The sequence below is a fragment of the Bifidobacterium sp. UMB1197 genome, assembly GCF_030217745.1.
Taxonomy (GTDB): domain Bacteria; phylum Actinomycetota; class Actinomycetes; order Actinomycetales; family Bifidobacteriaceae; genus Bifidobacterium; species Bifidobacterium vaginale_B.
This window is the reverse complement of sequence record NZ_JASOOL010000011.1, coordinates 1-19,467: the sequence shown is the minus strand read 5'-3', so window position 1 is coordinate 19,467 and position 19,467 is coordinate 1. Positions and strand designations below refer to the sequence as shown.

The window sequence follows — 19,467 nt, the reverse complement described above, 5'->3', positions numbered from 1 at the left end:
TTGACAAGATACTCACAAAAGCGGACAGAAATACACGACTACTCGCACTCAAGCGAACATTACGGCGCGGCGCACTAGACAAATCAAAAATATTCATATATAGTATTTGATTTGTGCGCGAGTCGCGAATGCTTCTCGGGCAGCTGCCACTTTAGCTCAGTCGGTAGAGCGTCTCACTCGTAATGAGAAGGTCGACAGTTCGATTCTGTCAAGTGGCTCTTAAAAACCCATTTTTTGCCTATTTTAGGCGATTTTGCGCGAGTGGCGGAATGGTAGACGCGCAGGATTTAGGTTCCTGTGTCTTACGACGTGTGGGTTCAAGTCCCATCTCGCGCACATTTTTTAATCGCAAGTTTTAATCGCAAGATAAGTCGCAAGTTTTAGTCGCAACTATTTACTCTTTACTCTTCAAACATCGCCTTTAATTCAGGCAAAAGTGCCCTCAAAGCGCTGCCGCGGTGCGAAATCGCATTCTTTTCTTGCTGACTAAGCTGCGCGCTAGTTAAATCGTGCATTTGAACACCATCCCTAATGGGCTGATTATTTGGCACAAAAAGCGGATCGTAGCCAAAACCGTTGCAACCTCTAGGCTCGCGAATCAAGCGCCCAACCATCTCTCCCACGCGAACCGTTTCAAAACCGTTGTTTTTCCACATTGTGTTTTCCAGATCCGCATCAACGCAGCCTTTAGGAACAGCAAGAGCAGCCGCGCATCTAAATCGCGCCGTTCGGCATTCGTCTGGAATATCTTCCAGCTGCTTAAGCAAAAGCGCGTTATTGGCCTTGTCATCTCCATGAACCCCGCTCCAGCGCGCAGAAAGTATGCCTGGAGCCGCGCCCAAAACGTCTACAATCAAGCCCGAATCGTCTGCAACCGCAGGCAATCCAGTTCTTTGCGCAACGTCTCTAGCCTTAATCAGGGCGTTTTGCTCAAAAGTCACGCCTGTTTCCACTGGGTCTGGAAGCCCCAAAGAACCAGCCGTAACAAGCTCAATATGCTCCGATATTTCCGCAAACTCTTCGTTAAGAATCCGCTTAATTTCAACGAGTTTACCCTCATTATGCGTTGCCACAACAAGTTTCACGCTCGCCACTCCTTAGTAATTTTGACTTAAAGCTGCGCGCTGAGCCGCTTGAAGCTCGCGATTTCCCTTAGCTGCCAAATCAAGCAAAACATTAAGCTCGTCGCGATTAAACGGGCGATGCTCCGCCGTGCCTTGAATCTCAATAAAATTGCCCGAACCAGTCATTGCAACGTTCATATCGGTCATGGCCTGGCTGTCTTCTACGTAAGGCAAATCAAGCATTGGAGTGCCATTAATCACGCCCACCGAAACTGCGGAAACGGAGTCCTTAATTACGTTTTTAGCGCTGCGAATATGCTTGTGCTTTTCTGCCCAATTTAGCGCGTCTACAAGAGCCACGTATGCGCCAGTAATCGAAGCTGTACGCGTGCCGCCGTCTGCCTGAAGAACATCGCAATCAATTTGAATAAGGCACTCGCCCATTGCCTTGGTATCTATAACGCCCCTAAGGCAGCGACCAATAAGACGACTAATCTCGTGCGTGCGGCCGCCGATTTTGCCCTTAACAGACTCGCGATCGGTGCGCTCGGCGGTGGCCCTTGGAAGCATTGAATACTCGGCCGTAACCCAACCTAAACCAGTGTCTCGCCTCCAGCGCGGAACTCCAACCGTAAAGGTGGCAGTGCACATAACGCGCGTGTTTCCGCACTCAATAAGCACGGAGCCTTCTGGCACGTTTGTAAAATTACGAGTGATTTTTACTGGGCGTAACTCGTCCACTTCTCTGCCATCAAAGCGAATAGGTTTTACAGATTCCAACATATCCTTAATTTGAGCCATAATTCAACAATTTAGCACGCGGCATTAACTAGCACGCGGCATTAATCTTGAGCAAAATCGCCGATTTTTGGGGTTGGCGCTTTTGCGCTTTTGATTCAGATTTGCTCGCTAAGCGAAAGCCACTCTTCTTCTAACGCGCTCGACTCGCTCTGATTTGCCTGCAACTGCTCGTTAAGCTCTTGCAATCCAACAAAATCGCTAGGATCGTGGCTGGCCATTTTTTGCTCAAGCGCGCTTTTATCTTCCTCAAGCTTTTCTAGCTTGCGCTCTATTGCGGCAACTCTTCTTACGGCTTCGTGGTACGCTTTGCCAGTTAATTTTTGATCTGACTTTTGATTTGACTTTTGATCTGATTTTTGATTGGATTTTTCCGCAGAATCAGCAGATGACGAATCGCCAGCCGCCGCCGAATCGCCAGCCGCCAACTCTTGCATATTTGCACGCTCGTAGTCTTCCATAATCTTTAAATACTCGTCAACTCCGCCTGGAAGATGGCGAATCTTGCCGTCAATCAACGCAAACTGCTGATCCGTTACGCGCTCAAGCAGGTATCTGTCGTGCGAGACAACAATCAAAGTGCCTGGCCACGTATCTAGTAAATCTTCCATAACGGCAAGCATGTCGGTGTCTAGATCGTTTCCAGGCTCGTCCATTATTAGCACATTTGGCTCGTTTAGAAGAATCAAAAGCAATTGCATACGGCGTTTTTGGCCGCCCGAAAGGTCTGCAATCGGCGTCATAAGCTGCTCTGGCTTAAAGCCAAGCCTTTCCATAAGCTGGCCAGGAGTCACTTCTTTGCCGTCGATTACGTAACTTGGCTTGTATCGGCTCAAAACCTCTTTAACCTTATATTTTCCAAGCTTTTCCAGCTCTTCTAAGCGCTGAGAAAGCACGGCAAATTTTACGGTTTTGCCAATGTTTACGTGACCTTTAGTTGGACGCAAAGAGCCGTCGATTATGCCTAAAAGCGTTGATTTTCCAGCGCCATTGGCCCCCACTATGCCGAATCGGTCTCCTGGCCCTATTAGCCAAGTTTGATTGTCTAAAATCATGCGGCCGCTAATCGTTTTTTGTACGGCGGCGCACGTTTCTTTTAATGACGATTCTTGTGGCAAATCTTGTGACAAATCTTGTGACAAATCTTGTGACAAATCTTGTGGCAAATCTGCGACTGCTTGCGATTCTTCTACAGAAATCGTAACGCTTCCATTATGAGTAGGCTGCGAAAATGGCGATTTTACAATATCCGCATCTGCCCCAACAGGCTTTAGCGAATCCGCAAAAATCTGCGTAACGTCAATCAAATCAACAACCTGCTTACCAAGGCGGGATGTGGCCATTCGCTTTAACTCAAGCGTGTCTCGCATTGGCGGAACGTCTGCTATAAGCTCGCGAGCCTGCTTAACGTGGAACTTCTGCTTTGTAGAACGCGCGCGGGCACCTCTAGAAAGCCAGGCAAGCTCCTTGCGCGCCAAATTCCGCCTGCGCTCCTCGCGAACATCCGCCTGGCGTTCGCGCTCAACGCGCTGCATCATGTAAGCGCTGTAGCCGCCTTCAAACGGGTCGATTGCGCCATCGTGGACTTCCCACATAGAAGAGCAGACTTCGTCTAAAAACCACCTGTCGTGCGTAACCAGCAAAAGCGCGCCCTGGCCATCTTGCCATCTGTGCAAAAGATGCTCCGCAAGCCAATGAATTGTAAGAACATCAAGATGATTTGTAGGCTCGTCCAAAGCCAAAATATCCCAATCGTGCAGCAGAAGCCGTGCCAAATCCGCGCGCCTGCGCTGGCCGCCAGAAAGCGTGCAGACCTTAGCTTCCAGGTTGATTCCGCCCAAAAGGGCCTCCACGATTTCTCGCTGCTTTGAATCTGCGGCCCACTCGTAATCCTGGCGATTTTCTAGCGCGGCCTGGCGAACTGTGGCGTTATCGTCCAGCGGATCGCGCTGGCTTAAAATGCCAAAAGTTAGGCCATTTCTGCGCGTGACTCTGCCCGAATCTGGGCCAATTGCGCCTTGAAGAAGCTTTAAAAGAGTGGACTTTCCGTCTCCGTTTTTGCCTACGATTCCTATGCGATCGCCTTCAAAAACGCCTTGAGTTACGTCTTTGAAAATCGTTTTTGTTGCAAATTCAAGGGAAACGTGTTCTAGTCCCAAATCATAAGTAGGCATAACTCACAAATTATAGCTGCGCGACTATACCAAGCGCAACGGCAGGTCGTTGCGCCCGATTTTGTTGCAATTTTCCCGACTTTGTAGCTGATTTTGCCGTTTTGAACAACATTTTCGGTAAAACTTTCCCGACTTTGTAGCTGATTTTGCCGTTTTGAACAACATTTTCGGGAAAAAACTTCCGCATTTTGTACCAAATTCGACCTAAAACACGTACAAAACACGGAAAAACAAAAGCCTCGCTCGGCAAAAACCAAACGAGGCTTATGAGTATATATGCTGTAAGCACCAGCAAAGCTAATCAGCTATCAGTAAAACACTAATAAAGCTAATCGGCTTACAACTAAACGCTAGTCGCGATTAGCGTGCTTTGTGCGTATGCGGCGAGTGGCAAACGCCCCACCGATCGCGGCAAGCATAGTTGCCATCAATCCTGCAGTAGCAACGTCTGCGCCCGTAGCAATGCCAGCGCCTCCGCGAGAACGCATGTTCTTTATAACGCGGTTGCGAACAGCTGCACGCACGTTGGCTGCATTAGCCTTAGCGTCCGCAAGCGCCTTACGAGCATCTGCGAGTCTGCGTGCCGCAGCGTCCACCTGAGCCTGCGTTGCGTGCGGATCTGCAGCAACACGCTTAGCCTGCGCCAAAGCATCGTCTAGCGCAGCAGCAGCCTGCTTAACGGCCGTATCCGCCTGCTTAACTTCTGGAGCGTTTTCAACAGCGTTGTTTACAGCCTTGTTGTCTACGCCTGTAGGGGCTGCGCCAGTAGTTCCTGCGCCAGCACCAGCGCCTGCAGACGCACCTGCACCACCCTGGGCGTTTGGAGCTGAGCCAGCATTACCAGCATTTGCATTACCAGCGTTACCAGCATTTGCATTACCATTGCCAGCACCATCTCCAGCATTGCCAGGCTTAGAATCGGCTTCAGCACTATCAATCTGAACGTTCAACTCGCCCTTATCCACAGTAGTAGGCGCATTATCATTCACACCAAAGCCAGCGCCGCCACCAGGGAGCGGGCTTGGAAGTGGGCTTGGCGTTGGAAGCGGGTTCACATCATTATCAACAGAACCATAACCACTCAAAGCCGCAGCAGCGCGACGCAAAGCCGCAGCAGCAGCATTCACCTGCTCCTGAGTTGCATTAGGATCACCGTAAACGCGACGAGCTTCAGCCAAAGCATCATTATAAGCATCCTGCTTATCCGAAGGCGAAATAATGTAAGATATGCGTCGGCCGATAGTATTATCCAAAGCAATCTCTGCAGCCAAATCCGTCTTATCAACATCAGCAGGAGTTGGGGTCGGCTCTGGAGTACTGCCGTTGAGCTCGTTATAAGCCTTCTGCAAAGCCTTCAAAGCCTTATCCAAAGCATTCTGCTTCTGTTCCTTAGTCTTAAGCTCTGTCTGCTGACCACCAGGCTGCTGAGTGCCTTGGCTGCCAGGCTGCGCTTGCTGATTAGCAGTACCAGTCAACTGTGCAATAAGATCCTGAGCATCCTTAAGAGCCTTATCAAACGCCTGCTTCTTATCAGCATCAGCATTGGTGTACTTTACAGACGACGTAACTTTGCCATCCTTATCAATCTCTTCTTGCAACGGCTTGGTATCAACACCATCCAAAGCAAGGCGAGCCTTAATAAGCTTGTCAAGAGCCTCATCAACAGCCTTCTGAGCTTTAGACTCAGCATCTGCATCCATTGTCTTAGCTCCAGGCTTCTTAGTATTTTCAGCAGTTTGCAAAGCAGTTTCAGCCTCGCTCAAAGCTGTATCAAACGCAGTCTTCTTATCCTGAGAAGCGGTGGTATAAACCGAATCACCTGGAGTCTTAGGATTAGCTTGATCATCTGGCTTCAACTTCTTATCCGACTCAATCTCTTTGCTGAGTGCATCGGTGTTAACTCCAGCGCCCTTTTCATCCTTGTCAATGGCCTGCATTGCCTTAAGAAGATCCTTGTACAAATCATTAACCTGATCTGCCGTCTTGGCATCGCCCTGATCAGCAGTAGTTAGCTTTGTTGCATCATCAAGATACTTATCGAAAGCTTTCTTCTTATTCTGATCATCTTCAGAATTAGTGAGCTTAGAATACTTGCCACCTTGCTCATTCTTAAAGTCGTTGGCTTTCTTCTTCAACTCTTCAAGACGAGCCATGGCGGTATCGGTGTTAGTGGCATTTGCGAGCGCATCGTCAATGTCGTCAACACCAGTGTCTTTGCCGTCATCATCCTTGTGATTACCAGCATCAGTGCCATTGATAATGTCTTTATACGCTTTCTTTTGAGCATCGTTCAAATGCTCAAGCTTGTCAATCGCTTCAAGCGCATCTTTAATCTTCTGAGCCTTCAGCGCGCGATCCGCAATACCCGTTGGATCGCCAAGCTTAGTGGCGCCATTGATGGCCTCAATAGCCTTCTTCTTTTCAGCATCTGGGAGATTGCTATCTTGAATGCGCTTCTTCTGCTCGTTCTTTTCCTTAGTTAGAGCGTCAGCATTATCGTTGTCGTTACCAGACGTATCGCGCTTGCCCTTAGCATTCTCGATAGCTGTATTTGCGTCACCAATCGCAGTTTTGAGATCATCAAGTGCCTTTTTAATCTGCGAAGGAGTTGTGGCTTTTGTAACGCTATCCTTAGCGCCATTGATTGCAGTAATAGCAGCATCGTACTTATCTTTAGCTGACTGCTTTTGCTGATCGGTTAGCGCGTTGTAGGCATTATCGAGCGCATCTTTCTTCTCGGTAAGTTGCCTGTTAGCTTCATCTTTTGCTTTTTGCTCATTGAGTGCATTGGCCTTCTTAGCAGCATCAAGTGCCTTGTTAAGCTCATCGCTAGTAGCCTCAGGATTCGTCTTTGCAAGTTCAGTTTCCAAAGCTGTAAGCGTTGAATCCTTACCCGACTTTGTACCAAGCAACTCGTTAAGAGCAGCATCATCGGCGTGAGTATCAGCAGTGTTGTTCTTATCGTCACCAGTACCGTGATCGAGGAACGGAAGCGCGCCCTTCTTGATATCATTCTGCAATGTACCCTTAGCATCATTAATAGCCTTGGCCTTGTCGAGAATATTCTGCACAGCTTCAGGCGTGTCAGCACCTGAATTTGCTTGCGTTCCATCGCCAGTTAGCTCGGTATTTAGTTTACTCTTATCATCATCACTCAAATTACTGAGCTTGCCAATCTCCTCAGAAGCTTTCTTTCTCTTATCCTCTAGCTCTGTATTCTTCTTATCCTCCTGCTTTTTATCTTCCTTTTCTTTTTGCTTCTTTTCGGCTTCTTTCTTTGCGTCGCCACCGCCCTTGTTGTTGTTTATTGTTTGTTGAGTAGTCGTGTCAGTAGATTTTGCATTCTCTTTGCCCTTTTCAGCAGCAGCTTTGAGAATTTCTTTAATCGCATCAGCAGTGGTCGCTTTCCCAATCTGATTCTTATAATCTTCTTTCTGCTCTTTCGTCAAATTAGGATTACGGTCGATTTGCTGCTTCGCATCCTTTTTCATCTGTGCAAGTGCATCAGGCGTCGGCGCAGGCGTCGCGTCCTTCTTCTTAAAGAGCTGCTCTTTAGATACAGTGAACAGCACCGTTTCGCCATTCTTGAATGTAATGCCAGTGCCATCAGTGCTCATGGTCAGAGAAGAAATGCCGTACGATACCGACGTAGAATTAAGCTCCAGGTTGGACGTTCCAGTCTTTGGCGTCCAACCCTTACTATCAAGCGTCAAGCTATTGTTACTAATTTCGATATTATCAATTTTATTATTGCTGTTTGTGTCGTCGTAATTGGCATGCAAGAACTTCTTAACCGCGCCTTTGAACATGTCATCGGTCACACTAAAGTTTGCGTCGTTAGGGCCTTTATCAGCCTCATACGGATCCGTATTGTACTTATACTCCGCTTTCTTTGCATCAGTGAGCTTGCGAATAAGATCGCGCAGATCTTTCTCTGCTGTTTGGCCTTTCGCAATGCTATCGATCTTGTCATTATTCAGCTGATCAGGATCGGAAATACCAGCGCGCCTCAAATCGTCGTTGGTAAGCCCATCATCTTGACGTTGCTTCAGCAGCGCTTTTGCCTGCTCTTTGAGCTTCTCAATCGTATTGTCTTTTTGAGGCTGAGAGCTGTTCTTTTTGACATACAAATCTGTTAAAGGTACATCAAACAATTTCTTTGAGCTATTCTCACCAGTTTCAAAACCTTGAACAGCTATGGTTCCGTCCGCATTAAGGCTAAACGATACAACTCCTGCACCATTATTTTGGCCCTGAACATAGCGTTGCATATTTGTAACACCAGCTACAGGCTTATCATTTTCTTTAAGAGTGTAAGCAGACACAGCCTCTTGATTGGTTATATCCACATTATAGTTCTTCTTCATGAACTTCTTAAACGCCGCAATCTGATCTTGTCCTGAAGGAGAATTCACGTTATCTACTTGTACTGGATCCACATAATAGTTATATGCAGTCATCTTACCTGGATGGTGCAAATTGGTATCTGGAGTCGGAGTTTGCTTATTAGCTTTCTGCTTAAGGAATACGCTCATTGGGTATGTAGCGTCTTTGTAGCCTTCGGCGTGGAATACTACTACGCCCTTGCCATCTACTATCTTAAATTCAACATCTTTGATTGTTACAGATGTATTGTTGTCCTTTGCATCTTTTGCCGCGCACTTTTTCAATACTTCTTTAATTGATGTAAGAGCCTGCTTATTCTTATTATCTGTTAAGTCGGATTCCTTTGCATTAAACGGATCGAAATCAACACTTGATTGATTCTTAGGCGCTTCAACAATGAACTCTTTTTCGGCGGTAGGCGCAGGAGTTGGAGGCTCTGGAGATGGAGTCTTTGGCTTCTGCTTTAGGAATTGCCACGCTGCGATGGTGGTTGTTGAGCCGTCTTTCCAGGTGATTGTTGCGGTACCAGTCTTGTCATCTACCGTAACAGGTGCTTTACCGCCATTTTGAGTCTTAGCCTCATCGTATGGAGTAATACCAGTGTTGGCATCATCAAAAGCCTTGATAATATTGTTTATTTCGTCTTGCTTAAGCTTCTTAAGGTCATCAACCTCGATCGTGTCTGGCACAACGTATGGCGCCCAATCGGCAATGGTTGCTCCCTGATACACGAGTTCAGACGCAGGGATTGTAATCTTTGAGCCGTCTTGGTATTCAACACTTACAACACCGTTATCCGCAACCTTAAAATCGTAGCCACCAGTGCTGTCTTTCTTAATATGCTTCAAGAACTCGTTTGGAGTTCCCTTACCATTAGCATCAATAATAGCTTGACGAACTTTAGTCTTTTCACCATGTGTAAGCTTATTCAAATTCACCACAGGCGTGCGCTCAGGCATGGTTGGCTTGTACTTGTCTTTGTCTTCTTCATTCTTAACAACAAGCAAAGCGGCAGGCATAGTGCGCGTGGTCTTGTCCTTGAAGGTGATAGTTGCAGAGCCGTCCTTATTTACCACAACACCATTATCAGCAACTAATTCCTTGAAGTTCTTTGTGTTTGCGTTTGCTTTTTCAATTTTTTCTTTAATCGTATTTTGCTCGTCGGTACTTACATTGCTTAGATCCTTCACAGGTGTAACCTTTGGATACACAAGCTTCAAATGATCCGCAATCTTTGGCGTATTGTGCTTTTGACCAACCGCATAATGCCAGTTACCTGCAAAACGATAAACGCCAGCAGCAAAGCGAAGCGGATGCTCATTGCGCTCTTCCCATGCTTGTTTCGTCATCTCGGCAACGTAAGTCATGTCATAGAAGCGCTGCCCTGCAGACTCCCAGTCTACAAAAATGCCTTGTAAGCCAGCGGTTTCTTTTTGATAACTTTCCCATTGATTAGCTGTATTGCCAGCGTTGTCGTACCACTTGCTGCCCTTATCATCAATGCCCAGCAGCTGCTTCCAACCCTTGCTGGCAAGTACCTTATTTCCTTCCAGATAGAAATTAGAAATACCTTTCCAGTCTTTCGGCGTTGGATAGGTTGTATGTGAAACTTCGCTGTAACCTTCAGCATTCGTAAACTTAAACTGCGATGAACCTGCAGGCTTAAACGGCTTATTACCCTGATTTGTCAGCTTTTCAACGCGCGTATAAGTGATATTTTGCACGTTCTGTAAGCCCTTTGGAACGCCAAACCACCACATAGGACGAAACTTCCAGTTATCCGCTGTGCCGTCTTTCTTGTTGCAATTAGAGAGATAATGCACGCGCACAAACTTGCCAAGCGGGTCTTTACCCTTCTCCTCACCCGCCTGAGCATGCTCAAGAGTATCGTAATAATCCACCTCAATGTGGAAACGAGCTTCGCTATAACTTGCGTCTGTTTTATAACCGTAGTAAATGTTGTTGCCGCTGCCGTCTACATAACCGTCAGCATAGGCAGGCGAGGAAACGAATACCCCCCCCCCTAGAACCATTGCGCCAGCCAACATTGCCGCGCAAACGCTCTTTGAAAGAACTGGCTGAGAGTCTGCCCCAACACCAGCGCTAACGCCAGAATAATGCTTAACTACACGAATTTTCTTAGACATACTCTTACTCCATTATCTTGTTCTTTGAATTAGTGCGCCAACCCGACCGCAAAATCCACATAATTATGCATGGCATATTTTACTCATTGTTTGATACAATTTAAGATTAATTCATATGATGAATTTTGTGTGATTTATGTGCGCAATCCACACACAAACCACTCAGTGTTTAAGATATACGCAATTGTTTAATCACGTAAGAGGGCTGGGTGATTCTTGGTCGAACAGTATAAGAGCGGCAGCCGATACTAAACAATCCAATGACACACGCCTACAAACAAACTTCAACCCAAAAACAAAATCAAAGCCAAATCGGAACAACCGCAACAACAAGCAACACACAAGAGGCGGAGCGTTGTGAGACAAGAAACACCCAGTCCTCTCACAACACTAAATAGGAAATGTCGTTCGCACGGATTAGCCGTGCTATTCCTCACGGCTATTAGTAGCCGCTCGGCTGATTTGGCATGTAAAGTCCACTGGACTTTACATTTGAGCCAAATCACGCTTTGAAGGAGCTTGAAATGCGTTATGCAATTTCAAGCTCAGTCAAATCACCTGCCAACAAACTTCTTGTAAGCGTCTTGGTCAACAACAACGTCTAAATCACCAATCCAAACGCATGGCTCATCCGCCTTGCAGAATCCATACTTAAAGAAGTAAAGACCATCGTCCATATTTAGTGAGTAAGTGCCGCCCATATTAAATTTCTTTAAATCAAGCTTTTTAGCAAACTGAATCAAATTCCAAATGCAAATATAGCCTGGGCTAATCTTTCCGCGCATAGTCTGCGTTGCGCCGTAAATGTACCACAAAGTGTCTTTATACGGAAAAGCAATCATGCTTGCAATAGGCTCGCCCTCGTACTCGCAAGTGCAAATCTCAATTTGAGGGAAAGCGTCTAACAAACGCTCAAAATATTCCTTAGGCCTATATGTTATACCATGCCTATTTGCCATAATTTCTGTAAGAGCATAAAAAGTGTCTAAATCTTCTTTGCTTCTGCTCCACCTTGTAGAAACACCTGCTTTAATGGCGGCCCTAATATGCCTTCTTGTCATTGAACTAAAGCCAGCCATCAAATCTTCTTCAGACTTTCCTTCAACAGTCAGCATAATCTCGTAACGCGGATTCGAGAACGAGTGAATATTTTCGCCATCGCTTCTAAAAGTAAAGCCTTGATCCCTGTATTTTTTTACAAGATCTTGATCGTTTTGAACGCAAGGATCCAATCTAAGCAAAAATGCATTGTACTTTTCAAAAAGTGGCTTTGCTTCGTTGATTAGCTTTTTAGTAGTTTCAACGTTGTAAAAGTCGCAAACTGGTCCTCTAGGAGCGTAAAGGAACATCTTATCGTCTATTGCTTTAATTCCTAAAACAGACATTGCAGCACAAATTTTGCCATTTTCTTCCAGATAAACGTATTCGCTAATCCAATTATTTTTGACTTTCGCCCAATTCATATCTTGCATTGCGTGCGCATATTGTGAATTTTTTACAAAGTCCTCGTATTCTTTAACTTTAGCAGAATCATTTTTATCTAGTATTGGCATTTGCACTCCTTTTTTTGCTCAATACACGATTTTAGCGCGACTACCGTTTAAGATATTTGCTTTAGCGTTTTACAAGGCGATTTGCGACCAGCGACTAACAACTTGCCACCAACAGCTTGCTATTAGCCGCCAGCCGCAGCAACACACAACTTGCGATTAGCCGCCAGTCGCCAGCCGCCATCAGCCAGCCGCAACAACAGCTTGCGATTAGCGCGTAAGCTTTCTATGCAAGCGATGCGGACGAGCAGCTTCCTCACCAAGGCGCGCAATCTTGTTTTCTTCGTACGCCTGGAAGTTGCCTTCAAACCAGTACCAATTTGCAGGATTCTCGTCTGTGCCCTCCCAAGCAAGAATATGCGTTGCAACGCGGTCTAAGAACCAGCGATCGTGCGAAACAACCACAGCGCATCCTGGGAAGTCAAGCAAAGCATTCTCTAAGCTTTCAAGAGTTTCAACATCTAAATCGTTAGTAGGCTCATCAAGCAGAAGCAAGTTGCCGCCCTGCTTAAGAGTCAAAGCCAAATTCAAGCGGTTACGCTCACCGCCAGAAAGCACGCCCGTAAGCTTTTGCTGATCCGAACCCTTAAAACCAAAGCTTGCAACGTATGCGCGAGTAGGAATCTCAACGCCCGCAACCTCAATAAAATCAAGGCCTCCCGAAACAGCTTCCCACAAGTTCTTATTTGGGTCCAAGCCTGCGCGATTCTGATCTACGTACGAAATCTTTACGGTGTCTCCAACAGTAAGCTCGCCGCCAGAAAGCGGCTCCAAGCCCACAATCGTCTTGAAAAGCGTAGACTTACCAACGCCATTCGGGCCAATCACGCCAACAATTCCGTTACGAGGCAAGGTAAACGACAAATCGTCGATTAGCACGCGATCGCCAAAAGCCTTGTGAATATGTTTCGCTTCCAAAACTTGCGATCCCAAGCGCGGACCTGCTGGAATTTGAATCTCCGAAAAATCAAGCTTCTTGGAATTGCGTGCCTCTTGCTCCATTTGGTCGTAACGCTCCAAACGAGCCTTATTCTTGGCCTGACGAGCCTTTGGCGAGCTACGCACCCAGTCAAGCTCATTCTTCAAGCGCTTAGCAAGCTTGGCATCTTTAGCGCCCTGAATCTCCATACGCTTGGCCTTGGTTTCCAAGTAAGTGGTGTAATTGCCCTTGTATGGGTAAAGCTGGCCGCGATCCACCTCGCAAATCCACTCTGCAACATTATCCATAAAGTAGCGATCGTGCGTTACAGCAATAACGGCGCCTTCGTACTTGTGCAAGAACTGTTCCAACCAAAGAATCGACTCCGCATCCAAGTGGTTTGTAGGCTCATCAAGCAACAGCAAATCTGGGGCTTCAAGCAAAAGCTTGCAAAGTGCCACTCGTCGCCTTTCGCCACCAGAGCACACAGAAACAGGCGAATCTGGGTCTGGGCATTGCAAAGCATCCATTGCCTGCTCAAGCTGAGAATCCAAATCCCAGCCGTTAGCCGCATCAATCTGAGTTTGCAGCTTGCCCATTTCTTCCATCAATGCATCAAAGTCGGCATCTGGATTTGCCATCTCTTCGCCGATTTTGTTGAATCGATCAACCTTTTGAGCAATCTCACCAAAAGCCATCTTAATGTTTTCGCCAACGGTTTTAGTCTCGTCCAGCGGCGGCTCCTGCTGCAAAATACCAACGGTGTAGCCTGGAGTAATCGAAGCTTCGCCGTTAGAAACATTCTCCAAACCAGCCATAATCTTTAGCAACGTTGATTTACCCATGCCGTTAGGCCCAACAACGCCGATTTTTGCGCCCGGCAAGAAGCTTAAGGTAACGTCGTCTAGAATTACGCGATCCCCGTAAGACTTGCGTGCCTTAATCATTTGGTAAATAAATTCAGCCAAAGTAGTACCTTTCTTAAAATTGTTAAAACTCTATTAAACCGCCGCCGCCTGCTGCGCTCGATCTGCAGAATCGCTATCCGCATCCGCTCCATCTTCTGGAGGAATCTGACACATCCATTCGCCAACAATGCCAATAATCATGTCTATAATGCACACGATTCCAGCAATAACACATTCGCGAATAACGTTGGAATAAAGCGGAATATCCGCGTGCGGCCAGCAAACAAAAATCTGACCTGCGTACCAGCCCGTTAAAATAGCACCAGCCATTCCAAGCGATTTTGCAAGTATTAACGCCGAAACTGCCATTTGCATGTTAAAAGGCTTGCGCTCTTTTGGCTTAGAAGTGGCGTACTGATGCGTTTGCCAAGCAAGAACAAACGTGACTATTCCGCCGATTATCATAACGGCCAAAACAATCCAAGGAGCGCCCGAAAGTGATATTGCGCTAGATTCTGTAATCGAGACCAAAAACGCGCCGAATACAAATCCGAACAATAGTCCAAGCGCAAAATACCACCAAGGCGTACGGTAAGCTTTCATCAGCACTCCCCAATAATCCAGCGCTCAGAATGAACGCCAACTTGCGAAGCATCCTGCAAAAGCGCAAGTTTGTAAGAGACTGGCTCGCCATCAATTGCAGCGTCTGGCTCAACTTGCATCCACGGCTCCAACTGCGCTGCGCTTAGGTGCAAAGGATTGCTGGAATCCATTGACTTTGTAGCCGCACTGTCTAAACCGTATTCCCTTGTTCCAACAACGTTTAAGCGCAAATCCAAAGAGTTGCCAGAATCGGCAGAATCGCCAGAATCGCCATCAATTTGATCGCGTTGCATTTGCTCAATTCTTTGCGCAAATTCCTGATTGCTCATTGTTGTAGACGCCACTACAACAGCGCAAAAATCTTCACCGTTTGCATTGCTTGCCTGGTAAAGCGCCGAAACGCCTTCAACTTGAGTTACGCTACGCGAATCTTTATGCTCAAGGCCGCTTAACACGTTTAGCATTGCGTGCATTGTGGAATCGCTCTTTTTGCCTTGCATAGAAACCACTGCGGTTGTTTGCATTGGGCTATTTAGGGCATTTGTAGGATTTGCGATATTTGCGACATTTGAGCTATAGGAAGACTCGTGCGATTCTTGCAAATCCTCGGTTGCTTGCACTTCTGCGGTTGCTTGCGACTTTTGCGCTGCAGAATCCGCCTTAGAAGCGTTAGAATCCGAATCCTTATCGCTCTTCTCTAAACTCGCACCTGCAACATTCCTCTTTAAGCTTTCTGGAATCTCTACAGGAGGGATTGGCGAATCTGGGCGATCCGCATTAGAAAGCCACAAATCGCGCTCTGGCGCCTTACGAATCTTAGAGAAGATCTGCTCAAGCTCCTTCTCGTTAAGCGTCTCCTTAACAAGAAGCTTGCTAACAAGCTCATCCAAAATATCGCGATTATTGTTAATAATCTGCCAAGCCTCGGTATGAGCCGTTTCAATAAGCTTGTGAACTTCTTCGTCAATCACTTCCGCAGTCTTATTAGAGAACTTACGCGATTGCAAAGAATCCAAAGAACCAGAAGAATCCTGATCTGCGTCCATCCACTTTACAGCGCCAAGCTTAGACGAGAAGCCATATTCAACAACCATCTTGCGAGCGATTGCTGTAGCCTTTTCAATGTCGTTAGAAGCACCAGTAGTTGGATCGTGGAACACAACCTCTTCCGCAGTACGGCCGCCCATAGCATACGCCATTTGATCTAGCAGCTGATTTCGCGACTGAGAATAGCGGTCGCTAGTTGGCATAACCGCCGTGTATCCAAGAGCGCGGCCGCGAGGCAAAATCGTAACCTTAGTAACAGGATCCGTGTGGTGCAAAGCAGCAGCAACAAGCGCGTGGCCACCTTCGTGATAAGCCGTGTTGCGCAACTCGTCCAAAGCCATGCCCTTAGACTTCTTTCTAGGACCAGCCTGAACGCGGTCAATCGCCTCGTCAATAGCGCGATTGTCAATAAGCTGAGCGCCAGAGCGAGCGCAAAGCAAAGCCGCTTCGTTAAGCACATTAGCCAAATCCGCGCCAGTAAATCCAGGAGTTCTAACAGCAACCATATGAAGATCCACGTCTGGCACAAAAGGCTTGCCCTTAGCGTGAACCTTAAGAATCGCCTCGCGGCCTTCCAAATCTGGGGCTTCCACAGCCACCTGGCGATCAAATCTACCTGGGCGCAAAAGCGCAGAATCAAGCACATCTGGTCGGTTTGTAGCGGCAATAATAATCAAATTAGTGTCGTTATCGAAGCCGTCCATCTCTACAAGCAGCTGATTAAGAGTTTGCTCGCGCTCATCGTGGCCGCCAGTCATGCCACTTCCGCGGCGGCGTCCAACAGCGTCAATCTCGTCAATAAAGATGATTGCTGGAGCGTTCTTTTTAGCCTCGTCAAACAGCTCGCGCACGCGAGACGCACCAAGACCAACGAACATCTCAACAAAGTCCGATCCAGCCATGGCGTAGAACGGAACGCCAGCTTCGCCTGCAATTGCACGCGCAAGAAGGGTTTTACCAGTTCCTGGAGGGCCGTAAAGCAACACGCCACGCGGAATGCGCGCACCCAAAGCCTTGTAGCGAGAAGGATCCTTAAGGAATTCCTTAATCTCCTCAACTTCTTCTACAGCAGACTGCTCGCCTGCAACATCGGAGAACTTAGTCTTAGGCGTCTGGCCTTCCAAAAGCTTTCCACGGCCGCGGCCGCCACCCATGCCAAGCATTCCGCCGCCTGCGCTTGCCATCTTGCCAAACATAAACCAAACAAGTCCAAGCAGAATCAAAATCGGCAGCATAGACGTAATCAAGTACGAGAAAAAGCTAGAAGTTTGTATGCTAACAGTCCAACCGTTTGCTGGCTTAGCCTTTTGAATCTTTTGCACAACTGTCTTGCTTTGAGCAATCGTGTAGTAGAACTGAACGTCTTTTCCGTAATCGTGCTTTTGCTTATCGCGCTTATCTAACTTAACGTACTTATTGTTTAGAGTAAGCTTAACAAGCTGCTTATTGTCTATAACCTCAACGTAATTTGCGCTACGGTTATCAAGCAACTCTAGGCCGTCTTGAGTGTCGATTGTTTGCGAACCATTATGCACAAACATTTGGAATGCAGCCACAGAAAGCAAAACTAAAAGAACAATCCAAGTCCAAGGCGACTTAAAGAACTTGCGGCTAGAATCGGAATTATTGCCATCCTTTGGATTGGCGTTATTCTTATTGCCATTATTCTTATTGCCGTTATTGTTCTTATTCTTGTTCTTATTTGAATTGTTTCCAAAATTAGGAGGCAAGAACGGATTGTTGCCGTTTCCTCCCATAGGACTTTTCATAGGTCCACCCATAGGTCCGCGAGGCGACATTGGAGAAGCGCCCATACAATCAGACTCCTTTCAGGATTCTAACTAACAACACTCGTCTAAAAACGTAATCACTAATCGCAAGCAACCAAAGCGCAATCGCTGTAATCGTTGTAATTAATCGCTTGAATTAATCCCTGTAATTAATCGCTAAATAAATAGCATGTAATCAATCAAGATTACTCAATTGCAGCCAGCTAATCAAGAGCGCTAATCAAGACTCGTATACAGAAGGCTTAAGAACCGCAATAGAATTAAGATTCCTGTACTTTTCGTCGTAGTCCATGCCAAAACCGACTACAAACGCGTCTGGAATCTCAAAACCAGTGTACGCAATATCTACTTCCACTTCTCGGCGAGCTGGCTTTGTTAAAAGCGCAAACACCTTTACACTTGCAGCTCCCCTGCCCTTAAGCTCCCTAACAAGCCAGTCTAGAGTCTTGCCAGAATCAACAATATCTTCTACAATCAGCACATCTCGACCGCGAACATCTGTAGTTAAGTCCTCGCGAACCGTAATCTGGCCACTAGTTTTAGTACCACTGCCATAGCTAGAAAGACTCATAAAGTCCATCGGCGCGTTAAGGCTAAGCTCCTGCGAGAAAACAGCAAGCGTGTTTACTGCGCCTTTAAGCACAGCAACAAGCAAAATGTCGCGGTTTTCGTAGTCTTTGCTAACCTGAGCGGCGACCTCACGAATGCGCTTCATAAGCTCTTCGTGGCTGATCAATTCGTAATCAATATCATCTCTTATATCTGCAACTTGCATGCTAACTATAATTGCATAAGAGAATGACGGACATGTTACAACTTACGCATTAGGATTTAGACTATAAGCATGGTGTACTCATCTTGTTGGCGCAAAGGAATCGGCCAAGTAAAACGTTGCTTTAATAATATAGGGTTAGGCGTGCAAGACCCGCAATTCTTGCAACACGGCGAGCATGCAACTTTGCCATCCGCTCCTATTGTGTTGGTCGCATGCTCTGGCGGTCGCGATTCGCTTGCGCTAACGGCGCTTGCATCAAAAGTGTGCGCAAGCAGAGGGATTCGATGCGCTGCAATAATCGTAAATCATAATCTTCAAAAAGACTCCAGCAAAGTGGCGCTTAATGCTGCTAAAACTGTTGCAAAACTTGGAGTAGACGAGTCGCTTGTATTTGTTAAATCTGTGCAAGTTAAAGATAACGAAGAGGGAGAAGAAAGCGCAGCCAGAGATGCTAGATACGCTGCGATTATTGAAGTTGCAAAAGACTTGCGCGCGGCGGCGGTTCTTTTAGCACACACAGCAAACGACCAAGCAGAAACGGTTTTAATGGGATTGCGCGATTCGGCTGGCTTGGAGGCTGTGGCTGGAATGAAAGACGTTACGGTTAGGGAGAATGTGCTATTTGCGCGGCCGCTGATTAATCTTACGCGGCTTGAAACCACGCAGATTTGCAAGGATTTGGGCGTTGAATGGTGGGACGATCCAACAAATGGCGATTCATCGCCAATCGATGTTGAGCTGCCAAAATCCTACCCGCTGCGCTCGCGAGTTAGGCATACCCTTATGCCGTATATTTCGCGATTTTTTGAGTCAGATATGACTTTGCTGCTTGCAAAGGGAGCGAAATTTGCTCAAGACGACTTAGACTACATAAACTCGCAAGTAAATCTTGTAGAAAAAGAGGCGATTGTAAAAGAGGATTGCAAAGTCAAAATCAAACTTGCGACTCTGGCAAATAGCCACATCTCGATTAGGCGGCGAATCGTAGCTCGCGCGCTAAGTGCTGCGGGAATACGCTTTTCGTCAAATCATATAGAATCAATCGACGAGTTAATAACAAACTGGCATGGTCAAAAGCCTATTGCGCTTCCAGGAGGATATGAAGCAAGCCGAAAATCGCATACTATAACGATTTGTGCTCGCTAGCGATTTCCCGAGTTTGTAGCGATTTTCCCGATTTTGAACAACATTCTCGGGAAAAATCTCCCGAGTTTGTAGCGATTTTCCCGATTTTGAACAACATTCTCGGGAAAAATCTCCCGACTTTGTAGCTAATTTTGCCATTTTGAACAACATTCTCGGGAAA

At 46.6% G+C, this 19,467-nt stretch carries 10 protein-coding genes and 2 tRNA genes; 3 read left to right on the top strand and 9 right to left on the bottom strand.

Going from position 1 to position 19,467, the window contains the following annotated elements; all coding sequences use genetic code 11:
• The first annotated feature begins 145 nt into the window (after positions 1-145).
• Positions 146-218 (top strand) — tRNA-Thr (locus QP420_RS06080).
• Positions 219-255: 37 nt separating this feature from the next.
• Positions 256-336, top strand: a tRNA-Leu gene (locus QP420_RS06075).
• Positions 337-401: 65 nt separating this feature from the next.
• On the opposite strand, the gene QP420_RS06070 is transcribed toward QP420_RS06075, so the two are convergent.
• The 9 genes from QP420_RS06070 to hpt form a co-directional block, all read right to left on the bottom strand.
• Positions 402-1,085, bottom strand: a complete 684-nt coding sequence (locus tag QP420_RS06070; protein WP_481616851.1) for a non-canonical purine NTP pyrophosphatase — start codon at positions 1,083-1,085, stop codon at positions 402-404.
• A 12-nt stretch (positions 1,086-1,097) separates the two neighbouring features.
• The gene (rph, locus tag QP420_RS06065; protein WP_060787166.1) at positions 1,098-1,865 is read right to left on the bottom strand and encodes a ribonuclease PH; all 768 of its coding nucleotides are present in this window, start codon (positions 1,863-1,865) and stop codon (positions 1,098-1,100) included.
• 95 nt (positions 1,866-1,960) lie between these two features.
• Positions 1,961-4,036 carry an ABC-F family ATP-binding cassette domain-containing protein gene (locus QP420_RS06060; RefSeq protein ID WP_481616850.1) on the bottom strand — a complete coding sequence of 692 codons (2,076 nt, stop codon included), beginning with the start codon at positions 4,034-4,036 and terminating at the stop codon, positions 1,961-1,963.
• A gap of 350 nt (positions 4,037-4,386) precedes the next feature.
• Positions 4,387-10,569, bottom strand: a complete 6,183-nt coding sequence (locus QP420_RS06055; RefSeq protein ID WP_481616849.1) for a MiiA motif-containing surface protein — start codon at positions 10,567-10,569, stop codon at positions 4,387-4,389.
• Positions 10,570-11,123: 554 nt separating this feature from the next.
• A complete protein-coding gene (locus QP420_RS06050; protein WP_060787168.1) occupies positions 11,124-12,122 on the bottom strand; it encodes a lipid II:glycine glycyltransferase FemX in 999 nt (332 codons plus the stop codon).
• Positions 12,123-12,329: 207 nt separating this feature from the next.
• Entirely contained in the window at positions 12,330-14,006 is a 1,677-nt protein-coding gene (ettA, locus tag QP420_RS06045) for an energy-dependent translational throttle protein EttA (RefSeq protein WP_060787169.1), read from the bottom strand.
• 33 nt (positions 14,007-14,039) lie between these two features.
• Positions 14,040-14,549 carry a DUF3180 domain-containing protein gene (locus tag QP420_RS06040; RefSeq protein ID WP_481616848.1) on the bottom strand — a complete coding sequence of 170 codons (510 nt, stop codon included), beginning with the start codon at positions 14,547-14,549 and terminating at the stop codon, positions 14,040-14,042.
• A complete protein-coding gene (gene ftsH, locus QP420_RS06035) occupies positions 14,549-17,410 on the bottom strand; it encodes an ATP-dependent zinc metalloprotease FtsH (protein WP_481616847.1) in 2,862 nt (953 codons plus the stop codon). Before ftsH ends, QP420_RS06040 begins: the two co-directional genes overlap by 1 nt.
• Positions 17,411-17,606: 196 nt before the next feature.
• Positions 17,607-18,161 (bottom strand): hypoxanthine phosphoribosyltransferase, encoded by a 555-nt coding sequence (gene hpt / locus QP420_RS06030; RefSeq protein WP_016636126.1) that lies wholly within the window; start codon positions 18,159-18,161, stop codon positions 17,607-17,609.
• A 69-nt stretch (positions 18,162-18,230) separates the two neighbouring features.
• On the opposite strand from hpt, the gene tilS reads away from it, so the two are divergent.
• On the top strand, positions 18,231-19,307 hold the full coding sequence (gene tilS, locus QP420_RS06025) for a tRNA lysidine(34) synthetase TilS (protein ID WP_481616846.1): 1,077 nt from the start codon (positions 18,231-18,233) through the stop codon (positions 19,305-19,307).
• Positions 19,308-19,467 lie beyond the last annotated feature (160 nt).

What these genes read in the sequence shown, in the direction of transcription:
- hpt (WP_016636126.1), bottom strand. Translation starts at nt 18,161, where the DNA reads ATGCAAGTTGCAGATATAAGAGATGATATTGATTACGAATTGATCAGC.
- ftsH (WP_481616847.1), bottom strand. Translation starts at nt 17,410, where the DNA reads ATGGGCGCTTCTCCAATGTCGCCTCGCGGACCTATGGGTGGACCTATG.
- tilS (WP_481616846.1), top strand. Translation starts at nt 18,231, where the DNA reads ATGGTGTACTCATCTTGTTGGCGCAAAGGAATCGGCCAAGTAAAACGT.
- rph (WP_060787166.1), bottom strand. Translation starts at nt 1,865, where the DNA reads ATGGCTCAAATTAAGGATATGTTGGAATCTGTAAAACCTATTCGCTTT.
- QP420_RS06050 (WP_060787168.1), bottom strand. Translation starts at nt 12,122, where the DNA reads ATGCCAATACTAGATAAAAATGATTCTGCTAAAGTTAAAGAATACGAG.
- QP420_RS06060 (WP_481616850.1), bottom strand. Translation starts at nt 4,036, where the DNA reads ATGCCTACTTATGATTTGGGACTAGAACACGTTTCCCTTGAATTTGCA.
- QP420_RS06055 (WP_481616849.1), bottom strand. Translation starts at nt 10,569, where the DNA reads ATGTCTAAGAAAATTCGTGTAGTTAAGCATTATTCTGGCGTTAGCGCT.
- QP420_RS06040 (WP_481616848.1), bottom strand. Translation starts at nt 14,549, where the DNA reads ATGAAAGCTTACCGTACGCCTTGGTGGTATTTTGCGCTTGGACTATTG.